Origin of the sequence: Paenibacillus gorillae (genome assembly GCF_000513275.1) — a bacterium.
Taxonomy (GTDB): Bacteria; Bacillota; Bacilli; order Paenibacillales; family Paenibacillaceae; genus Pristimantibacillus; species Pristimantibacillus gorillae.
The window spans coordinates 1-18,649 of the sequence record NZ_CBVJ010000016.1 but is presented as its reverse complement, the minus strand read 5'-3'; the positions used below and the strand labels follow the sequence as shown (position 1 = coordinate 18,649).

The following is an 18,649-nucleotide window of genomic DNA, read 5'->3' as shown; positions in this document are numbered from 1 at the left end:
CGCGTTGGAAACTGCCGTTTTCAACCAATGTTGGTTCGCTATTTTGCGAATCAGCTTCGCTGGGCTGCACAGATGCCTGCCAGCCAACTCCCGTACCTGTTTGACCAGTTAGCGAACCTGCTTCGCTTTTTAACGAAGCAAATTTCGCTGCGGCCTGCCTCAAAAGGGGTTACGCACGCTACAGCGAAGCTGATTTCGCTACTCGTGAACGTAGGTTCACCAATTGCGAAGCTTTCTTCGCTAATTCTCTACAGTACGTAATTTCGCGTTGCAAACTGCCGTTTTCAACGAATGTTGGTTCGCTATTTTGCGAATCAGCTTCGCTGGGCTCTGCACAGATGCCTGACAGCCAGCTCCCCGTGCCTGTTTGACCAGTTAGCGAACCAGCTTCGCTTTTTAACGAAGCAAATTTCGCTGTAACCTGCCTCAACATGAGCTACGCAGGCTACAGCGAAGCTGATTTCGCTACTCGTGAACACAGGTTCACCAATTACGAACCTAGCTTCGCTAATTCCCTACAGCACGTAATTTCCCGTTGGAAACTGCCGTTTTCAACGAATCATGGTTCGCTATTTTGCGAATCAGCTTCGCTGGGCTCTGCACAGATGCCTGCCAGCCAACTCCCCGTACCTGTTTGTCCAGCTAACGAACCTGCTTCGCTCTTTAGCGAAGCAAATTTCGTTGTAATCTGCTGCATCCTGCCACATCGCTTCCTACACGCGCTGCTGCGCCACTGTACATGCCAACGACAAATTCCCTGTTTACTTTAATTGCCCTCTCTCACATCGCCAACAGAAGTCCATCTGCCCAATCGTCACCGTGCCGACAACTAACTATTATTCCCCCCCTGCAACACCCGCCAGCTGTAGCTGCCAGCACTTCAAAACACCTCTGCATCATTTTTAACCATTGGAAATCGACGCAAACAGCCTTATAATTTGTAAAAATCGTCCTCCTGACAGCCAAATTCAGATCAGCTCTCCCACACAAAAAACCGCCTCACGATCAGGCGCTGTAAACCAGCACCCGCCCATGAGGCGGTCTCCCATCCGTTACACGTATTTCGTCAGCATCCGCTCAACGTGATCCAGATGCTGCTTCATGCACTTCGCAGCGGCATCGCCATCACCTGCAACCACCGCTTCAAAGATCGCCAGATGCTCCTCATAGAGCCTTTCGGCGACGAAGCGGTTGGCGTAGAGCTCGACGCGCCGAATCTCGTGAATGGCTGTCTCCATCTGGCTCGTAATGGACTCGAATAGCCGCACCATAATGGAGTTGCCTGTTGCTTTAGCCAATGCCGCATGAAAGAGTAAATCCGTTCGCTCTCCCTCCACATCATCACCCACTGCGAGCTTCATGTCATTCACAATGGCGCGGAGAGCGGACAGATCGTCTACAGAACGCTTAACGGCGGCGATCGAGGCGTTAGAGACTTCAAGCGATTGACGCGCCTCCAGCAGCTCCAGCAGCGTCTCACGATTCATCCGCAGCGAGCGGAGCTCCGGCAGCTCGATTTCGGACAGCACAGGCAAATTGCCGATAACGGTGCAGCCTCCGCCTTGCTTAATTTCGATCAGCCCCATCGCCTTCAGCGCGCTGAGCGCTTCCCGTGTCGTCGAACGCCCGACGCCGAAACGCTCCGACATTTCTTTTGTCGAAGGGAGCTTGTCTCCAACCTTTAAATTTCCGTCTATAATAAGCTGTTTAATTTGCTCTGTTATTTCTTCATAGTGATTTCTCTTCGTCAGCCTCGTTACCTGCATAGCGTCCCTCCCTCCTTACTCTAACATGCGGCACAGCAGCATGACTATATTACGAACCGACGATCAGTGCGTAGACGACGCCCGGGCCGTGAACGCCGATAGTGAGATCATTCTCAATATCCGCGGAACGGCTTGGCCCCGAGATGAAATGAATGCCTGCCGGCAGCTGCTCGCGTCCCGCCTCGTCGAAGCCGACCAGCACTTCGCCCAACCGCGTCTTCAGCCGCTCTAGCGGAATTATTACAAACAGTACGGTAGGCAGCAAGCTGACCGACCGACCCTTGTCCTTAGAGGACAAGACCGTGACTGAACCTGTGTAAGCCACTGCGTAGTCTGCCACAACGATGCCAAAATCCGCTTCCGCGGCGCGAGCCTTCCAATATTGCTCGGAATCGCTATTCCATACCGATACTTCTGCACCGGGCAATGCTGCCTCCAGCCCAAGCTCGTTCAGCTCCGGCTGATTTTGCCGGATGACGTAATGAGCCCCCAGCTCTCCCGCTTTCGCTGCTATGAATTGCTTGGCCGACTCCATATCAGACAAACGCTCCACATGCCCGCCAGCGCTTTTGAAATTGCCGGTGAACCGCTCTACGCGCTCCTCCATCGGCCATTCGTACGCTTTCCAAAAATCAGGCGCACCGCGAAAAGGATGCGCTGGCTTCTCCATAACGCGGGGCCTTCTCAATTTGCTAGCGATATCGTTCATGAAGGCTTCCTGCTTCGCGCGGGATTCCGCCTCGCGCTGCTCCAGCCATTGTTGATGCGTATCAGCCATGATGTCCGTGTCCTCCCCCGGTTCCGTTCTTTCTGTCCTTCGCGATTGCTTCCATCCGGCTTTGCATAGCGGGATCGATCTCCCTCAGCCCGTGCCGAAGCTCTTCCTCCAGCGTCCCCCACTGCTCGCGGAAAGAACGCTTCGGCAAGCTTGGTGTAACCCGGTAGCTGTTCCAGCCTTTCAGCGGGCCGAATTTCGTCCGGATTTCTCCATTCCGCACGACAAGCTTCTGCCCCAGCTTTCCGAGCCGCAATATACCACGGAACCGCTTCGCATCTCCCAGAACGGCAGCAAAGCCCTTCATCCCGGCGGATTCGACCGCATCGCCATGTCCGCCCTCCTGCTTCCTCCGTCGCAAATAGATAAGCATCTCATGGAGCGGAATTTTCACCGGACAGGCCTCGTAGCAGGCGCCGCAAAGGCTGGACGCGTTAGCGATGTCGTCCCATTCTGCGATGTTTTTCTGCAGGGCTGGTGTCAGCACCGCACCGATCGGGCCGCTGTACGTACCGCCGTATGCATGTCCGCCGATATGCCGGTACACAGGACAAGCGTTCAGACAAGCGCCGCAGCGGATGCAGTTCAGCAGCTCCTGAAACTCTGGATCACCAAGCTGCAACGAGCGGCCGTTGTCGACGATAATGATGTGCATCTCGTCCGGCCCGTCGGCATCAGCCTCCCGGCGCGGGCCAGTAATGCCGGACATATAGACGGTCAGCTTCTGTCCCGTTGCCGAGCGCGGCAGCAGCGTCGCCATCACTTCCAAGTCGGACCAGGAAGGGATAATCCGCTCCATGCCCATGAGCGTAATTTGCGTCTTCGGCACCGTTGTCACCATACGAGCATTGCCTTCATTCTCGAACAGCACCATGGACCCCGTCTCCGCAATCGCAAAATTACAGCCGGTCATGCCGATGTCCGCCTCCAGAAACTTCTCACGGAGCTTTTTGCGGACGAAGCCCGCCAGAATCGAGGTGTCCGGCTCCAGCGTCTCTCCGGCTTCTTTGGACAGCAAATCAGCAATTTGGTACCGGTTTTTGTGAATAGCAGGAATGATAATGTGGGAAGGAGTTTCCCCAGCCAGTTGAATGATATACTCACCTAAGTCGGTCTCAATCGCTTCGACTCCTATCCCTTCCAGCTCATGGTTTAAGTGCAGCTCTTCGGTAACCATCGACTTCGATTTGACGACCGATTTCGCTTGCTTGCGCTGTGCAATTTCAAGTGACAGCTTGACCGCTTCCGCTGAAGTGGCGGCAAAATGGACATGAACGCCATTGGCTCTAGCATTATCCGCAAATAAATTCAAATAGTAATCGAGATGTGCGATCGTATGCAAGCGGATCTGACGACCCCGCTCCCGCCATTCCTCCCAATTGCCATGCTCCTCCGCAGCGTTGATTTTACCATTGCGAAGCCGCTCCGTTGTAAATTTAACCGCTTTGCGCAAAAACTCATCGTTAAGTGCCAGATCCGCACGCTTCTTAACTGTAGATGGTACATCCTTTGATGCCGTGCTCATGCCTGCTTCACCCCTTCGTATAAAAGCTCCGCCAAATGCATCACCTTCACCGGCTCATTCCTGAATCGTAAGTTTCCTGCAATGTTCATCATGCACGCCATATCCAGCCCGACGAGCACCTCTGCCTCGGTCTCTAATACATGATCGACCTTCTCCGTCACCATCGCACCGGAAATATCAGCCATCTTCACTGCAAATGTGCCGCCAAAGCCGCAGCAATCCTCAGCGAAAGGCAGCGGCACAAGCTCAAGCCCCTGTACGTTGCGCATCAATTCAAGCGGTTCCTCTTTGACGCCAAGCAGCCGGCTGCCGTGGCAGGAAGGATGATACGTTACCTTGTGCGGGAAAACCGCGCCAACATCTTTCACACCCAGCACTTGAACGAGAAACTGTGTAAATTCATAGGACTTGCTTTGCAGCCTACGCGCCCTCTCTAACATGACAGGATCATTCTCGAACAGCTTCGGATAATGATGAATCATTCCCGTACAGGAGCCCGAAGGAGAGATAACGAAATCACTGTCCTCAAACGCATCAAGTATCGTCGCCGCAGTCGCTCTGGCCTCTTTCCAGTAGCCGCTGTTGAAGGCCGGCTGGCCGCAGCAGGTTTGCACAGTGGGAAAATCCAGCTGAACACCGTAACGTGCAAGCAATCGCACCATCGCTTCCCCAACACGCGGATAAATCGCATCGCTTAAACAAGTAATAAATAAAGACACCTTCATTGCAAACACCCCGCTTATTATCAGGTTATCAGACAAGTTGAGTAAAAATAATCATAACGCTTACATAGTTGGTTAACGGCGAGAGGTTCAAAACTGTGCAATCTGCCCCAAAGGAATAGATACACAGTTCCCCCTGCCGCCGTACTTTATTATTTTCCCAACTTTTTGAAAGAAACGCCTTAAACAGCTGTTACCGCAATCTCGCGTTCCCTTAATTGCGCTGCGATCGCATCCGGTATCCGCCGGTCGGTAATGATCGCATTCACATCGCTTAAATCCGCAACATGCGTGAAAGCCTGCACCCCAAACTTGCTCGCATCGGCCAGCAAAATCACCTGATCGGCAATACCGATCATTTTATGCTTGATCCGCGCCTGCAGCTCATTTGATTCGCTGATGCCTTTGTCCAAATGCACACCCTTGCAAGAGAGAAACAGCTTGTTCACATAGTAGGCATCAAGCGAGCGTTCAGCCAGCGGGCCAACGTAGGACAGCGAACGCGAAGCAAGCAGCCCGCCCGTCGAGATAACCTCGATCTTCTCCTTACCGCTAAGCTCCAGCGCCACTTTAATGGAATTGGTCAGCACGGTAAGCGGAATGTCAGGCAAATTGGAGGCCATATACCAAGCGGTAGAGCTGGCATCTAGCAAAATGCGGTCATTCGGCTGAATGAAGGACAGCGCCTCTTGGGCAATCCGTTTCTTCTCTTCCGCGTGCATAATTTCACGTTCAGCATAGGGCGTCTCCGGCTGCTGCTCTCTGACGCTTACCGCCCCGCCATGTGATCTCCGCAGCCTTCCCGCCTGCTCCAGACGGTCAAGATCGCGCCGGATCGTCTCCTCCGTTACGCCGCACAGCTCACTGAGCTCGGATACCCGGATGCTGCTCCTCTCGTTGACCAACTGAACTATTTTTTCGTAACGTTCCGCTACCAGCATCGCAACCTCTTCCTGAACTCATAATGTGAAGGCAGCCGGAACGCTGCCAGCCGCACATAACTTTTCCAATACATACCGATATTTTAATGCCTATCCCGCTTATATACAACGCAAATTGCGCCAAACGTACAAATTGAATTGTTAAAGGCCTCAATAGCATAAAGAATGCCGATCGGAATCGGCACTCCTTATATGAGTCTATGATTGAGTCAGTTCCCGTCTATTAGATTAGCGGGTAAATGCAGCCGGAACGCCGCCGTCGATCGTCAGCATGCAGCCTGTCGTTTTATCCGACTTGGAGGAAGCGAAGAATGCAATGCCTTCGGCGATATCCTTCGGATAAATGTTAACAAGCAGCGTCGTACGCTTCCGGTAGTATTCTTCCAGCTGATCAGGCTCGATGCCGTAAGCGGCAGCCCGCTCATTGCGCCAGCTTCCGTTCCAGATCGCGGAGCCTTGCAGTATCGCATCCGGCAAAATCGTATTGACGCGAATGCCGAATTCGCCGCCCTCAGCCGCAATACAGCGTGCAAGATGCGCTTCCAATGCTTTTACCGAGCTGTACGCCGATGCATTTTTGCCTGCATATACCGAGTTTTTCGAGCCGATGAATACCATGTTGCCGCCGATTCCCTGCGTTTTCATCAGCTTGAATGCTTCGCGGGCAACGAGGAAGTAGCCCGTACCCAGCACATTCATGTTCAAATTCCATTCCTTCAGCGAAGTTTCGTCGAATGGGCTGGAAGTTGCGAGACCCGCATTGTTGACGATAATGTCTACGCCGCCGTAAGCAATCGCCGTTTCGGCATAAGCCGCCGCTACCTGCTCCTCGCTCGTCACGTCCATTTTCACTGCGATCGCACGGTTTTCGCCGTATTTCTCGTTAATATCGTCTGCAACCTTTTGCGCGCCCTCCAGATTGAGGTCCGCCAGCACAACATGTGCGCCTTCGGAGACAAGACGGCGTGCCGTTTCACTGCCAATACCGCCTGCGCCGCCGGTAATGAACGCCACTTTGCGGGAGAATTCCGCTTCTGCTGGCGCCAGGCTCAGCTTGTAAAGCTCAAGCGGCCAATACTCAACGTTGTAGGACTCGTTCTCGGACAAGGAGACGAAGTCGCCCAGCGCCGTTGCGCCGCGCATAACAGCGATTGCACGGTGATAGAGTGCGCCGCTTACTTTGGACATCGCCCAGTTTTTGCCCGTGTTGATCATGCCTACGCCCGGAATAAGAATAACGCGCGGAGCCGCTTCGAACATGACGTCGCCTTCATTTTTATTGCGCTCAAAGTACGCTTGGTACTGCTCTTTATAAGCTTCAACAGCCGATTTCAGCTTTGCTTTCAAACCTTCGATATCATCCGCGTTTGGCGTCCAGTCGATGAACAACGGTACAACCTTCGTATGAACGAGGTGATCCGGGCAAGCCGCGCCAACTTGGGACAGCTCCAGCGACTTGCTTCCGCCAACGAATTGCAGCACATCTGCTTGGTCATCGAAAGTCAGAATCATTTTTTTCGCATCGCTTACCGCACCGCGAATCGTTGGCATCACTTGCGCCGCAATGCTTCTGCGAACGTCCGCAGCAAGCGCTTCATGCTTCACGCCGCCAAACAGCTTCGACTCCTCAACGCGAGCCTCGATGTATGCCTCTGCTTCGCTAATGATTTGGATCGTTTTCGCATAGCATTCCTCTTGCGTTTCGCCCCAAGTAACGAGACCGTGCTTCTCCATCAGAACAAGCTCAGCGTTCGGGTTAGCCAGTACGCCCTCTGCAATCATTTTGGAAAGTGTAAAGCCTGGACGCACATACGGAACCCATACGAAACGGTCGCCGAAAATTTCACGGGCTACCGCTTTGCCGTTATCCGCACAGCAAAGGCTGATAATCGCATCCGGATGAGTATGGTCAACATGCTTGAACGGAAGGAACGCATGGAGCAGCGTTTCGATCGAAGCGCGCGGATGTTTGGAATCGATCATGCAGTTGACCAAGTAAGCGACCATATCCTCGTCGGACATTTCCGGACGCTCGAACAAAGGACGAATATCGTCCATGCGCAGACCTGTAAAATTGCCCGCTTTCATCGAAGCCAGATCGGAGCCGCTGCCTTTCACGTACATCACTTCTACATCACGGCCGCGGAAGTCTTTAACGACTACCTTGCTGGATGTGTTGCCTCCGCCCCAGTTGCAAACGCGGCGGTCCGTGCCAATGATGTTGGAACGATAAACGAGCTGCTCCAGTCCTGCGTCAAGCTGCGATGCTTTGGATGATTCCCACAAACTTTGTACCATGTTGTTTGTCCTCCGGTTTCATGTTTGGTTTTAATTGAATATGATGATTTATTTGTTTGTTTATCTTTGATTGTATGATATCACATTTGTTTGTGTTTGAATATATGTTTTTCAAAAACAAACGGGCATTCCATCCCGAATTTTAAGGGTAATATTTATGTACGGCGATGAATAAGATACTTTTGTGTGAGTCAATCGTTTAGCTGGGTCGTATGAAGCGCGATGCGGGAAATAAAAAAGGAGCCGGTTGCCGCCGGACTCCCTTGTCTTCAACAGCCAGCGATAGAGGCGGTTGCTCGTTAGATAAGAAAATAGACCGGTTCATGGCCGGGCGGGTCTATTTCTTATGACGAAAAGCTAACATCGAAACAACCAAGGTGGCGAACGAAATCATTAACATTAAGGCTTCATTCACGCTCATGTCCTCACCCCCATTCCGCCACCCCTAATAAGCTGTCTATTGTACTAAATCATATGCCCTGTGTGTACAATAAAAGAACCAATTTTTGTAAGCGATTTCAATGATTCGCTTTTTTGTTCTGGCCGCTGTGAGAAGTCATGTGGAGGACGAGCGGAAAGCACTGTAAGGTCGTGAGTCACTTCCGGCTGCCAGTGCCCCGGAATCGCTGCACGAAAAGCCATGCGAGGTGACCAGTACACCGGGGTCGCTGCGCGTTTTGGTTCGTGCTGCCGTTCTTGGTTCCATTATCCCCTCGCTTACACGATGATAAATGGATAGAACCTGCAAAAAGTCATCCCGAACTCAAAACGCTCCGCTCTCCCTCCCAGCACCGCAAATCATCTCGCATAAGTAAGATATAGCTGGGATTCAAAACTAGGGAATCAAACGAAAAACTTAAGCGCCAAGGCGCTTCTCTAGCCTATACACACTAGCCCCAAGCCCCATCAACTTCATGCTCCATGGGCGGAACTTTTTCCTGTTATAACTAAACTTTCTGCGTAAGCAGCTCATGCCTGCTCATTTCAGGCGAATCAAAATGTAAAAGTGCAGGTTGTTGGCCGGTTTTTCGACGATTTATCGCTTCAAAATGTAAATGTGCAGGTTGATTAGCCTAAAACCCGCCAATTAGAGGGTTTCAAGCGATTTCAAATGCACTTTTGCATTTTGAACGTCATTTTGGGCCGTTTGCGGCAAATCAAAATGTACTTTTACATTTTGAATAGTACCGGCTCGATCCTTGGCCTTTTTCTGGTGACACCAGCCCGATTATCAGCCTACTATAGGTTGTATCTTGGCACGCGTCATCTGTCAGTAACCAACGAAACAGCAACAAACCAGCAACGGAAGCACCTCTATCTCATTACCCAACGGTTCTTACTAACGCAGCACGCCAATACCATAAACAGAGTCATAAACAAAAAAAAGAACCCCTGCGTCATGAAAAACGCAGGGGTTCTTTGAATGCCGCAAGGGCATTCATCCATTATTGTTGTTTGTCCTCAGTCGATTCTACGACAACGATATCGTGATAAATCTCTTCCAAGGCAACACCGACAAATTTACGGGATTTCGGAGTGCGAAGCTCCGATTTTTCACCGTTACGCAGCATGCGAGCGCGTCTGGAAGCCGCTACGACCAAAGAATACTTGCTGTCGACTTTTTTAACCATTTCATCAATAGAAGGGTATAGCATTATATTTCACCTCTTCTCAAGCTTTCTCGATCGGAGTCGGCAGCTCTGCCAAATGGGCCAAATAACGGTCCCCCCGGCAGTGCTCGGCTACGATAATACTTTGAATCCGGTGGCATGCGGCGTCGATCTCATCATTAACAACTGCATAGTCATAATGGCCAAGCAGGTTAATCTCCTCAACCGCAACCGTCATCCGGTGATTGATGGTATCCTGCGTTTCTGTTCCTCTGCCCGTAATCCGCTGTTTAAGCTCATCCAGTGAAGGAGGCATAAGAAAAACAAACACGCCCTCAGGGAACTTCTCTTTCACCTTCAGCGCGCCCTGTACTTCGATTTCCAGAATAACATCCTTGCCGCTGGCTAGGGTGCGTTCTACGAAATCACGCGGCGTTCCATAGTAGTTCCCGACATATTCGGCATGCTCAAGCAAAGCATCGCGCGCAATCATGTCCTGGAACTGTTCTCTCGATTTAAAAAAATAGTTTACGCCGTCAATTTCCCCTTGTCTTGGCGTCCGCGTCGTAGCGGATACCGAGTACACGAGATCAGGCATCTTCTCGCGCAGGACCGAGCATACCGTTCCTTTGCCTACGCCGGAAGGACCCGACAATACAATTAACAATCCCTTATCCATATAACTCCCCGTACTATTCGTCGTTATCGTCATCCTTGGTCGACAATCGATGTGCTACCGTCTCCGGCTGCACCGCCGACAGGATTACGTGATCGCTGTCCGTAATGATGACAGCACGCGTGCGTCTGCCGTATGTCGCGTCAATCAACATATGACGGTCGCGCGCTTCCTGGATGATTCGTTTGATCGGAGCCGATTCCGGGCTTACGATCGAAATAATCCGATTTGCTGAAACAATATTGCCAAAACCGATATTAATAAGTTTTATAGCCAAGTAAGGTCCCCCTCCGGTCTTCCTCGTGCAACTGCTCGAATGAAATTAAGATGAACATCGGTTTGGACGATGAAGCCGAACCTTTGCCAATATAAGACAGAACCATTGCACTATTGTTGACGAAAAAAGTCCGGAGCATACGCTCCCGGCGCGCTTCTAGCGCTTGCCGATTCCGAGCTGCTGCCATTCTGTATATACACACAGGCCAGCCTGCAGCCGTCCATTGCTAACTATTTTAATTGATTTTGAGCCTGCGAACAAGAGAAAAAGCGAATTCATGCGAAAAATGGCTGTTTTCTCTCTCTCACGGACAAAAATGCGGCTATCGGCTCACGCCCGTCTTCTGCCAAACGTACTCTGTCAATTGAACGGCCATATCATAGAACATGAACGGTGTCATGAAATAAATGCCTTTGAAATGCTTAACCGCTTCGTCGAGAAGCTCTTTGGAAATGCGGACGCCTTCAGCCCGTCCGGCTTCGCCTTCGAGTCCGGCCATACGCTGGCGAACCTCGTCGGACAATTGAATACCTGGCACCTCGTTATGCAAATATTCGGCGTTGCGGCCGCTGGCCAGCGGCATAATGCCGATAAACACTGGAATGCCGAGATGCTTCGTCGCCTCAGCGATCTGCTCGATCAGCTTCGGATCATAGACCGGCTGCGTCATAATATAATCGGCACCGGATTTGATCTTGCGCTCCAGACGCTGCACCGCTTTATCGAGATGCTTCACATTCGGGTTGAACGCGGCACCAACGACAAACTTCGCTTTTTGCTTCAGCGGCTTGCCGGAGAAGGCGATGCCTTCGTTCAATTGCTTGATCATACGGATCATTTCGAACGAGGTCAGGTCATATACTGAGCTGGAATCCGGCAAGTCGCCAAAGCGGGCCGGGTCTCCGGTAACAGCAAGAACATGATCAATGCCCAGCGCGTCTAATCCCATCATATGCGATTGCGTGCCGATCAAGTTACGGTCACGGCAAGCGATATGGATGAGCGGGCGCAGGCCGATTTTTTCCTGTACAAGCGCACCCAGCGCCAGATTGCTCATACGCGTAACAGCAAGCGAATTGTCTGCCATCGTAATTGCATCCGCGCCGCATGCTTTCAAGGCTGCCGCACCATCCATAAATTTACGGATATCGAGATCACGCGGAGGATCAAGCTCCACGATAACGGTATGGCGCTCCTTCACCAGATCGACAAGCGACGGCTCTTGAGCTTGTCCGTCTCCCGTATCCGCACCGGATACAACCGCCACTTCCGTCTTCGCTGCTGCTGGCTTCGTTACCGTAATGGTTTCAGCTTGTATAGGTTCTGCAACCGCAGAAGCCTGGCTGCTTCCCAAGGCAGGCACATAATCCTGTAAAGCAGCAGCCATCGCAGCCACATGCTCAGGCGTCGTACCACAGCAGCCGCCAACGATTCGTGCTCCGCGGTCTGCAAACCGGCGGGCTGTCTCGGCAAAATAATCCGGACCAGCCGAGTACGTATACTTGCCGTCTACATAATCCGGAATACCGGCATTCGGGAAAATCGACATCGGCAGCTGTACCGGACCGGAAATTGCGTCGATAGCACGCATAATGCCATTCGGACCGCTGCGGCAGTTGAAGCCTACAACATCCGCTCCAGCAAGCTGCAATTGATCGAATGCTTCCTTCAGACCGGTGCCGTCCTGCGTACGGCCAACGTCTTCAACTGCAAATTGACAAATGACCGGCACATCTGCTGACAGTTTGCGAGCAATACGCAGCGCAAGCAGCATCTCGTCATAATCATAGAACGTTTCCAGCATGATGCCGTCAACGCCTTCTGTAAGCAGCGCGTCCATCTGACGCTCGTAAGCTTCACTTACTTTGGCCGTACGAATATTTTTGAGCTTACCGGCACGAATAGACCCAACCGCCCCAACAACATAAGCATCGTCGCCTGCAGCAGATCTGGCGATTCTAACACCAGCACGGTTAATGGCTTCCATATCTGAATCCAGTCCATAAATCGCAAGCTTCTCCAAATTGGCAGAGAACGTATTCGTCTCTATGACGCGAGCCCCAGCCTCGTAATATCTCCGGTGCACGTTCTCAATGACATCGGGACGCAGCGTATTGAATTCCTCGTATGAAACGCCGACAGGGAACCCCATCTGATACAGATAGGTTCCCATTGCGCCGTCTCCGGTCAATATGCGCTGGCCGAGCGCTTCTCTTAAATTAAGTTTTTCCGTCGTCTTATTTGTCATAGGGCTGCCGCCTTACAGCGAGCCGCGGAATACTTCCGCAGCCGGCCCTGTCATATAGACGTGATTGTCATCTTCATTCCACTCGATCAGAAGGTCCCCGCCTTTAAGCGAGACGGTCGCCGTACGATCGGTCAAGCCGTTCAGCACGGAGGAAACGACAGTTGCGCAAGCTCCTGTTCCGCAAGCGAGAGTTGGGCCCGCACCGCGTTCCCACACACGCATATCGGTATGCGAGCGGGATTTTACAGTAACGAACTCTACATTAATTTTACGAGGGAATAACGGATGCGTCTCCAGCCTTGGTCCCCAAGCGGCCAAATCGAAGTTTACCGCGTCGTCAACATAAATGACGGCATGCGGATTGCCCATAGATACCGCAGTAAAGCGGAATTCCCGCCCGTCAATCGTCACTGGATGCTCCACAACCTGCTCGGCATCAACCGTCGTCGGAACCTGCAGACCGTTCAGAATCGGCTCGCCCATGTCCACGCGGACTGTTTGCACTTTGCCGCTTTCCACTGTCAGCTGTACCTGCTGCGCGCCAGCGCCAAGCGTCTCAATCGTAATCTCTTCTTTATTAGTCAAGCCGTTGTCATAGACATATTTTGCGACGCAGCGAATGGCATTGCCGCATTGCTCCGCCTCAGAGCCGTCGGAGTTGATGATGCGCATCCGGAAATCAGCGATTTCCGATGGCAGAATGTATACGAGACCGTCTGCGCCGATGCCGAAAAACCGGTTGCAAAGCTCAATTGCAAGCTGTGCGGCGTTTTCCGGAAGCTGCTGCTCACCGGCAACTACGATGAAGTCATTGCCCAAACCATGCATTTTAGTAAATTTCAATGAATTCGCACTCCCTTATGCTGCGGCTTTCCAGAGCCGGAAAGCTATCATTTTTTCCTATTAGCATACCGCAAAGCTGGGAGAAACGCTATTCATAATTTACATCATCATTTGCATTTTCACGCAGGATTAACGGCGCAGCAGCGGCGAATTTGGCTTCAGAGACATGTTTGCCTGCTTGTTTTTCGGCTTTCTGGAGCCCATCACACTGCCAATTCCCATCAAGAAAGTCGGTATTCCGGCAGCTACGAATACGAGACACCATTCCCGGAAGCCCAGCGGAACCGTTTTGAAGATTGGCTGCAGCGCTTCAATGTACACAACGCCAAGCATCAGCAGAAGCGAAGACAGGACGGCCAGCACCAAATATTTATTTTGAAACGGATTGCGGTGGAAAATCGAGCGCGAGCTCCGGCAATCGAATACATGGATAAGCTGAGCCAGTACCAATGTCGCAAAAGAGACTGTCTGAGCTTTGACGAGCTGTTGAGCACCAGGTGCTTCACGAAGCGTAATCCAGAACGCACCCAGCGTACAGATGCCGATCAGCAAGCCTCGGCTAATAATTTTCCAGCCAAGCCGTCTTGCGAAAATGCTCTCTTTAGCAGACCTGGGCTTCTGCTGCATTAAATCCTTCTCTGCCTGATCGACACCTAGCGCCATCGCAGGCAAACCGTCGGTGACGAGATTGACCCATAATATTTGAATGGGCACGAGCGGCAGCGGCAAGCCTGCCAGCATCGCCAAAAACATCGTCAGTATTTCGCCTACATTGGAGGCGAGCAAATAGCGGATAAATTTACGGATATTTTCGTAAATGCTTCGCCCTTCCTCAATCGCCGATACAATAGTAGAAAAATTATCGTCGCTTAGCACGAGAGCTGACGCTTCCTTGGAAACATCAGTGCCGGTAATGCCCATAGCAATCCCAATGTCAGCCGCCTTGATCGCTGGTGCGTCGTTCACGCCGTCCCCCGTCATCGCGACGACATGCCCTTGCCGTTGAAGCGACTTTACGATACGAAGCTTATGCTCCGGAGATACCCGGGCATAGACGTAAGCATTGTCAACCTGACGGTCCAGCTGCTCGTCAGTCATTTGCTCAATTTGACGCCCGCTGAACGATAATCCCCCGCGAGGCATAATGCCAAGCTGTCCCGCAATTGCTTCGGCCGTCAATTGATGATCACCTGTAATCATCACGGTCTTGATGCCCGCACGGCGGCAAGTTGCAATCGCCTCGCGTGCTTCCTTGCGCGGCGGATCGATCATGCCCGTCATACCGACGAAGACCAGCTGACTTTCCGCATCCCGCTCAGTCTTGCAAGCATCTATGCTGCGAAGATCGCGATAGGCCATTCCCAGAACGCGAAGAGCAGACTGTGCCATTTCCTCCGCCGCTTCCGCACATTTACGTTTCAATGTCGCTGTGAATGGTGTAACTTTACCATCCCATAGCACATAATTGCAGTGATCCAGCAGCACGTCGGATGCGCCCTTCGTATAGACCAGCCGGCCGCCTTGATGAGAGACGACGACCGACATCAGCTTGCGTTCGGAATCAAACGGAAATTCCTTTTCCCGCTTATAAAGACCTTCTAGCGATTTTGCCGATTGACCCAGCTTGGTGGACAAAACGGTCAGCGCACCTTCCGTCGGATCGCCTTTCATTACCCATTCATGCTGCGGCTCCTTGCTTTTTCTTTTCTTCCCATTGGCGTCCGCTGCTGCTTCTTCCTTATACAGCACCGCATTATTACAAAGCGCAGAGACATGCAGCAGCCTTCTCAGGCTCGTATCCTGTTTGAGATCTACAGGAACGCCTTCCTCGAAAGCGCCTCCGTTAATATCATACCCCTCGCCTGTTACATTCAGCTTTCTTCCGCCCATCCAAATATGGGTGACGGTCATTTTATTCTGAGTCAGCGTACCCGTTTTGTCGGAGCAAATAACGGAAGCACAGCCTAACGTTTCGACCGACGGCAGCTTGCGTACGATCGCTTTGCGTTTGATCATCCGCTGCACACCCAGTGCCAATGCAATTGTTACGATCGCTGGAAGTCCCTCTGGAATGGCGGCAACTGCCAGGCTCACCCCTGCCAGGAACATGCCGTAGGCTGGCTGTCCATGCATGATGCCCGCTATTACAACTACGATCGTCAGAGCGACTGCTACGACGATCAATATTTTACCAAGCTGCTCCAGCCGGTGCTGCAATGGCGTCTCCATGGACTCCGTCTGATCGATCAGCCCTGCGATTTTGCCCATCTCGGTGTTCATACCGGTGCGGACAACCATCCCTTTGGCTGTTCCTCGCGTCACCATCGTCCCCATGAATCCAAGGTTGCGCTGATCGCCAAGCGGCAGCTCATCATCATGGATTGCGGCTGCATGCTTGCCAACCGGCACGGATTCCCCCGTCAATGCCGACTCTTCGATATAGCAGCTGTTGGCCTCCAGCAGCCGAATATCTGCCGGAATCCGGTCACCGCTCTCCAGCAAGACGATATCACCAGCTACCAATTCCTTGGCTGCAAGGTCAAGCTGCTGCCCACCGCGCAGCACTTTGGCCATCGGGGCAGACAGCTCTTTGAGCGCATGCAGCGACTTTTCCGCACGAAACTCTTGTACGAAGCCGAGAACGGAATTCAACAGGATAATGAGCACGATCGTAATCGCATCCAGATATTCGCCCAGCAGCCCCGATATAAGAGTTGCGCCCATAAGCACAAGCACCATAAAATCTTTGAACTGATTCAGAAAAAGAAGAATCGGCGATACCCGTTTGCCCTCGGCAAGCTCGTTTCTCCCGTGAGCGGCCAGCCTCTCCGCCGCTTCCGCCAGCGTCAATCCCTGCTCCGCTGAGCTGCCCAGCGTCTCCGCCAGCTCGCTCTTTCCTAATTGGTGCCATTTCTTTTGTTCCATCGTGACTCCCTCCCGTTAATGCCGAGCGCCCTCGGACAGCCTCTCAAGCCTAAATGTATTCGGACAACCTGCGAAATATCCCAACAGGACTTAAGTTTTTGTCCCAACTATGGCATGATAGGAGAATACGGCTCACAAAGGAGATACATAAGCCATGGCATTAGACGGTATCGTTATACATGCAATCGTAAAAGAACTGGGACGCAGCATCGGCGCCCGCATTCATAAAATCCATCAACCGACAGATAATGATCTTGTCTTCGGCATTCGCGGCGGCAGCAATCCTGGCAAGCTGCTGCTATCTGCCAACCCGACATATCCTCGCGTTCATTGGACGAACGCATCCTATATGAATCCGCTGGAAGCTCCGATGTTCTGCATGCTGCTCCGCAAGCATTGCGAAGGCGCAGTTATTGAAGGTGTCCGTCAAATCGGACGCGAAAGAATTATTCATATCGACGTCCGCCACCGGGATGAGCTTGGCGACGTGTCCGCAAAGACGATCATTATTGAAATTATGGGCCGGCACAGCAACGTTATATTGCTTGATCCAAATACCGGCAATATCCATGACGGCATCCATCATGTCACGCCGGCGATCAGCAGCTTTCGGATTGTTATGCCCGGCAGCCGTTACACAGCACCACCCGATCAAGGCAAGGTCGATCCGCTGGCTATTGACAGCGAGGAGCAGTTCTGGTCGGCGCTGAACGGCCGCGAGCAAGCGGAGGCGGCTGGGGAAGCGGCGTCCGCCGGGAATCCGGAGCTTTCGCTGCGTTCAGAGCGTGAAGAACGTTCCGGGCTGCCAGAGCAGCCGACGCTTTCAGCAGATGCCGAGAAGGCAGCTTCAGCCTCTTCTCCAGCTGCCTTGACGCCGCAGCAGAAGCTCGTTCAAGCCTTCAGCGGACTAAGTCCTCTTCTGGCAAAAGAGCTGGTCTATCGCTCGGAACGCGAGGGACTGAGCCTGTGGGAGAGCTTTGCCCGCTTTACGGAGCAAATACGGACGGGGAGCTTTGCACCGAACATCGTTACTGATGCGAAGGGCAAGTCTTTCTTCTCCGTAACAGAGCTAACTCATATTGAGGGAGAAATAGAGCGCTTCGAGACAGTAAGTGAATGTCTGGAGGCCTATTACGGCGACAAAGCAGAGCGGGATACCGTAAAGCAGCGCGTCTCTGATCTCATCCGTTTCGTCCAAAATGAAAAAGCGAAAAACGCGAAAAAAATCGATAAGCTTCAGGAAACGCTGGAGGAGGCGAAGGACGCGGATAAATACCGTGTGCTTGGCGAGCTTGTAACCGCCTATATGCACCAAATCCAGCGGGGCGATAAGTCAGTGGAACTGGTGAACTTCTATGACGAAGAACAGGCAACTGTCAAAATCGAGCTTGATCCGCAGCTGACTCCATCGGATAATGCCCAACGATACTTCAGGCGCTATACGAAGCATAAAAATAGCATCGCAATCGTAGGCGAACAAATGGATCTGGCACAATCGGAAATTCAATATCTGGAATCGCTGCTGCAGCAGCTCGACAATGCCTCTCTCTCCGATATTGAAGAAATCCGGGAGGAGCTGGTAGAGCAAAGCTATCTTAGAGACCGGGCCAAACGCGGTCCGAAAAAGAAAAAGTCTGCTCGCCCTACTCTGCTCTGCTACACTTCCTCCGAGGGAGCACAAATCTATGTCGGCAAAAACAACACACAAAATGAATATTTAACTAACCGGCTTGCTTCTCCGGCGGATACGTGGCTGCATACGAAGGATATTCCCGGCTCGCACGTCGTCATCCGCGGCGGCGACTTCGGCGATGCTACGCTGGAGGAAGCCGCGATGCTCTCCGCTCATTTCAGTCAGGCGCGCTCATCAAGTCTCGTTCCGGTGGATTATACGTTCATCCGCCACGTCCGCAAGCCAAGCGGCGCCAAGCCGGGATTTGTCATCTATGATCATCAAAAAACGCTGTTCATCACGCCCGATGAACAACGTCTGAAGCAGCTGCCTTCCCGCAGCGTTAATTAACATGTTAAAAGGGCCAGCTG

15 protein-coding genes are annotated in these 18,649 nt (G+C 52.2%); 2 read left to right on the top strand and 13 right to left on the bottom strand.

Annotation, left to right across the window (positions count from 1 at the left end; genetic code table 11):
* Nucleotides 1-261, top strand: a 261-nt coding sequence (locus tag TY10_RS31215; RefSeq protein WP_238327404.1) for a hypothetical protein, incomplete at its 5' end; no start/stop codon positions are given.
* Between the two features lie 791 nt (nt 262-1,052).
* On the opposite strand, the gene TY10_RS02150 is transcribed toward TY10_RS31215, so the two are convergent.
* The 13 genes from TY10_RS02150 to TY10_RS02085 all read right to left on the bottom strand — a co-directional run bounded on the left by TY10_RS02150 (nt 1,053) and on the right by TY10_RS02085 (nt 16,606).
* Nucleotides 1,053-1,766 (bottom strand): FadR/GntR family transcriptional regulator, encoded by a 714-nt coding sequence (locus tag TY10_RS02150; protein WP_042160132.1) that lies wholly within the window; start codon nt 1,764-1,766, stop codon nt 1,053-1,055.
* 49 nt (nt 1,767-1,815) lie between these two features.
* A complete protein-coding gene (locus TY10_RS02145; protein ID WP_042160131.1) occupies nt 1,816-2,544 on the bottom strand; it encodes a LutC/YkgG family protein in 729 nt (242 codons plus the stop codon).
* A complete protein-coding gene (locus TY10_RS02140; RefSeq protein ID WP_042160130.1) occupies nt 2,537-4,066 on the bottom strand; it encodes a LutB/LldF family L-lactate oxidation iron-sulfur protein in 1,530 nt (509 codons plus the stop codon). The genes TY10_RS02145 and TY10_RS02140 overlap by 8 nt, the downstream gene beginning before the upstream one ends.
* Nucleotides 4,063-4,791: a (Fe-S)-binding protein gene (locus tag TY10_RS02135; RefSeq protein WP_042160129.1), complete on the bottom strand. Its 729-nt coding sequence runs from the start codon at nt 4,789-4,791 to the stop codon at nt 4,063-4,065. The genes TY10_RS02140 and TY10_RS02135 overlap by 4 nt, the downstream gene beginning before the upstream one ends.
* A 179-nt stretch (nt 4,792-4,970) precedes the next feature.
* Entirely contained in the window at nt 4,971-5,729 is a 759-nt protein-coding gene (locus TY10_RS02130; RefSeq protein WP_042160128.1) for a DeoR/GlpR family DNA-binding transcription regulator, read from the bottom strand.
* 228 nt (nt 5,730-5,957) lie between these two features.
* Nucleotides 5,958-8,027: a bifunctional rhamnulose-1-phosphate aldolase/short-chain dehydrogenase gene (locus tag TY10_RS02125; RefSeq protein WP_042160127.1), complete on the bottom strand. Its 2,070-nt coding sequence runs from the start codon at nt 8,025-8,027 to the stop codon at nt 5,958-5,960.
* Nucleotides 8,028-8,364: 337 nt separating this feature from the next.
* Entirely contained in the window at nt 8,365-8,448 is an 84-nt protein-coding gene (locus TY10_RS32435) for a putative holin-like toxin (RefSeq protein ID WP_367649592.1), read from the bottom strand.
* A gap of 1,024 nt (nt 8,449-9,472) precedes the next feature.
* Complete coding sequence (rpoZ, locus tag TY10_RS02115; protein ID WP_042160125.1) at nt 9,473-9,682, bottom strand: DNA-directed RNA polymerase subunit omega; 210 nt, start codon at nt 9,680-9,682, stop codon at nt 9,473-9,475.
* Nucleotides 9,683-9,698: 16 nt separating this feature from the next.
* Nucleotides 9,699-10,316, bottom strand: coding sequence for a guanylate kinase (gmk, locus tag TY10_RS02110; protein ID WP_042160124.1), 618 nt, complete (start codon nt 10,314-10,316; stop codon nt 9,699-9,701).
* Between the two features lie 13 nt (nt 10,317-10,329).
* On the bottom strand, nt 10,330-10,590 hold the full coding sequence (gene remA / locus TY10_RS02105) for an extracellular matrix/biofilm regulator RemA (protein WP_005548256.1): 261 nt from the start codon (nt 10,588-10,590) through the stop codon (nt 10,330-10,332).
* Between the two features lie 322 nt (nt 10,591-10,912).
* A complete protein-coding gene (locus TY10_RS02095; RefSeq protein WP_042160122.1) occupies nt 10,913-12,838 on the bottom strand; it encodes a bifunctional homocysteine S-methyltransferase/methylenetetrahydrofolate reductase in 1,926 nt (641 codons plus the stop codon).
* Nucleotides 12,839-12,850: 12 nt separating this feature from the next.
* Nucleotides 12,851-13,681: a diaminopimelate epimerase gene (dapF, locus tag TY10_RS02090; RefSeq protein ID WP_042160121.1), complete on the bottom strand. Its 831-nt coding sequence runs from the start codon at nt 13,679-13,681 to the stop codon at nt 12,851-12,853.
* A gap of 129 nt (nt 13,682-13,810) precedes the next feature.
* On the bottom strand, nt 13,811-16,606 hold the full coding sequence (locus TY10_RS02085; protein WP_042160120.1) for a calcium-translocating P-type ATPase, SERCA-type: 2,796 nt from the start codon (nt 16,604-16,606) through the stop codon (nt 13,811-13,813).
* Between the two features lie 154 nt (nt 16,607-16,760).
* Here TY10_RS02085 and TY10_RS02080 point away from each other — a divergent pair, with 154 nt between their 5' ends.
* Nucleotides 16,761-18,629 carry an Rqc2 family fibronectin-binding protein gene (locus tag TY10_RS02080; RefSeq protein WP_042160119.1) on the top strand — a complete coding sequence of 623 codons (1,869 nt, stop codon included), beginning with the start codon at nt 16,761-16,763 and terminating at the stop codon, nt 18,627-18,629.
* Nucleotides 18,630-18,649: the final 20 nt, after the last annotated feature.

Excerpts from the sequence above, each read along its gene's own strand:
- TY10_RS02080 (WP_042160119.1), top strand. The coding sequence starts at position 16,761 with ATGGCATTAGACGGTATCGTTATACATGCAATCGTAAAAGAACTGGGA.
- TY10_RS02135 (WP_042160129.1), bottom strand. The coding sequence starts at position 4,791 with ATGAAGGTGTCTTTATTTATTACTTGTTTAAGCGATGCGATTTATCCG.
- TY10_RS02085 (WP_042160120.1), bottom strand. The coding sequence starts at position 16,606 with ATGGAACAAAAGAAATGGCACCAATTAGGAAAGAGCGAGCTGGCGGAG.
- TY10_RS02150 (WP_042160132.1), bottom strand. The coding sequence starts at position 1,766 with ATGCAGGTAACGAGGCTGACGAAGAGAAATCACTATGAAGAAATAACA.
- TY10_RS02095 (WP_042160122.1), bottom strand. The coding sequence starts at position 12,838 with ATGACAAATAAGACGACGGAAAAACTTAATTTAAGAGAAGCGCTCGGC.
- TY10_RS02125 (WP_042160127.1), bottom strand. The coding sequence starts at position 8,027 with ATGGTACAAAGTTTGTGGGAATCATCCAAAGCATCGCAGCTTGACGCA.
- TY10_RS02130 (WP_042160128.1), bottom strand. The coding sequence starts at position 5,729 with ATGCTGGTAGCGGAACGTTACGAAAAAATAGTTCAGTTGGTCAACGAG.
- gmk (WP_042160124.1), bottom strand. The coding sequence starts at position 10,316 with ATGGATAAGGGATTGTTAATTGTATTGTCGGGTCCTTCCGGCGTAGGC.
- rpoZ (WP_042160125.1), bottom strand. The coding sequence starts at position 9,682 with ATGCTATACCCTTCTATTGATGAAATGGTTAAAAAAGTCGACAGCAAG.
- TY10_RS02140 (WP_042160130.1), bottom strand. The coding sequence starts at position 4,066 with ATGAGCACGGCATCAAAGGATGTACCATCTACAGTTAAGAAGCGTGCG.
- TY10_RS32435 (WP_367649592.1), bottom strand. The coding sequence starts at position 8,448 with ATGAGCGTGAATGAAGCCTTAATGTTAATGATTTCGTTCGCCACCTTG.
- TY10_RS02145 (WP_042160131.1), bottom strand. The coding sequence starts at position 2,544 with ATGGCTGATACGCATCAACAATGGCTGGAGCAGCGCGAGGCGGAATCC.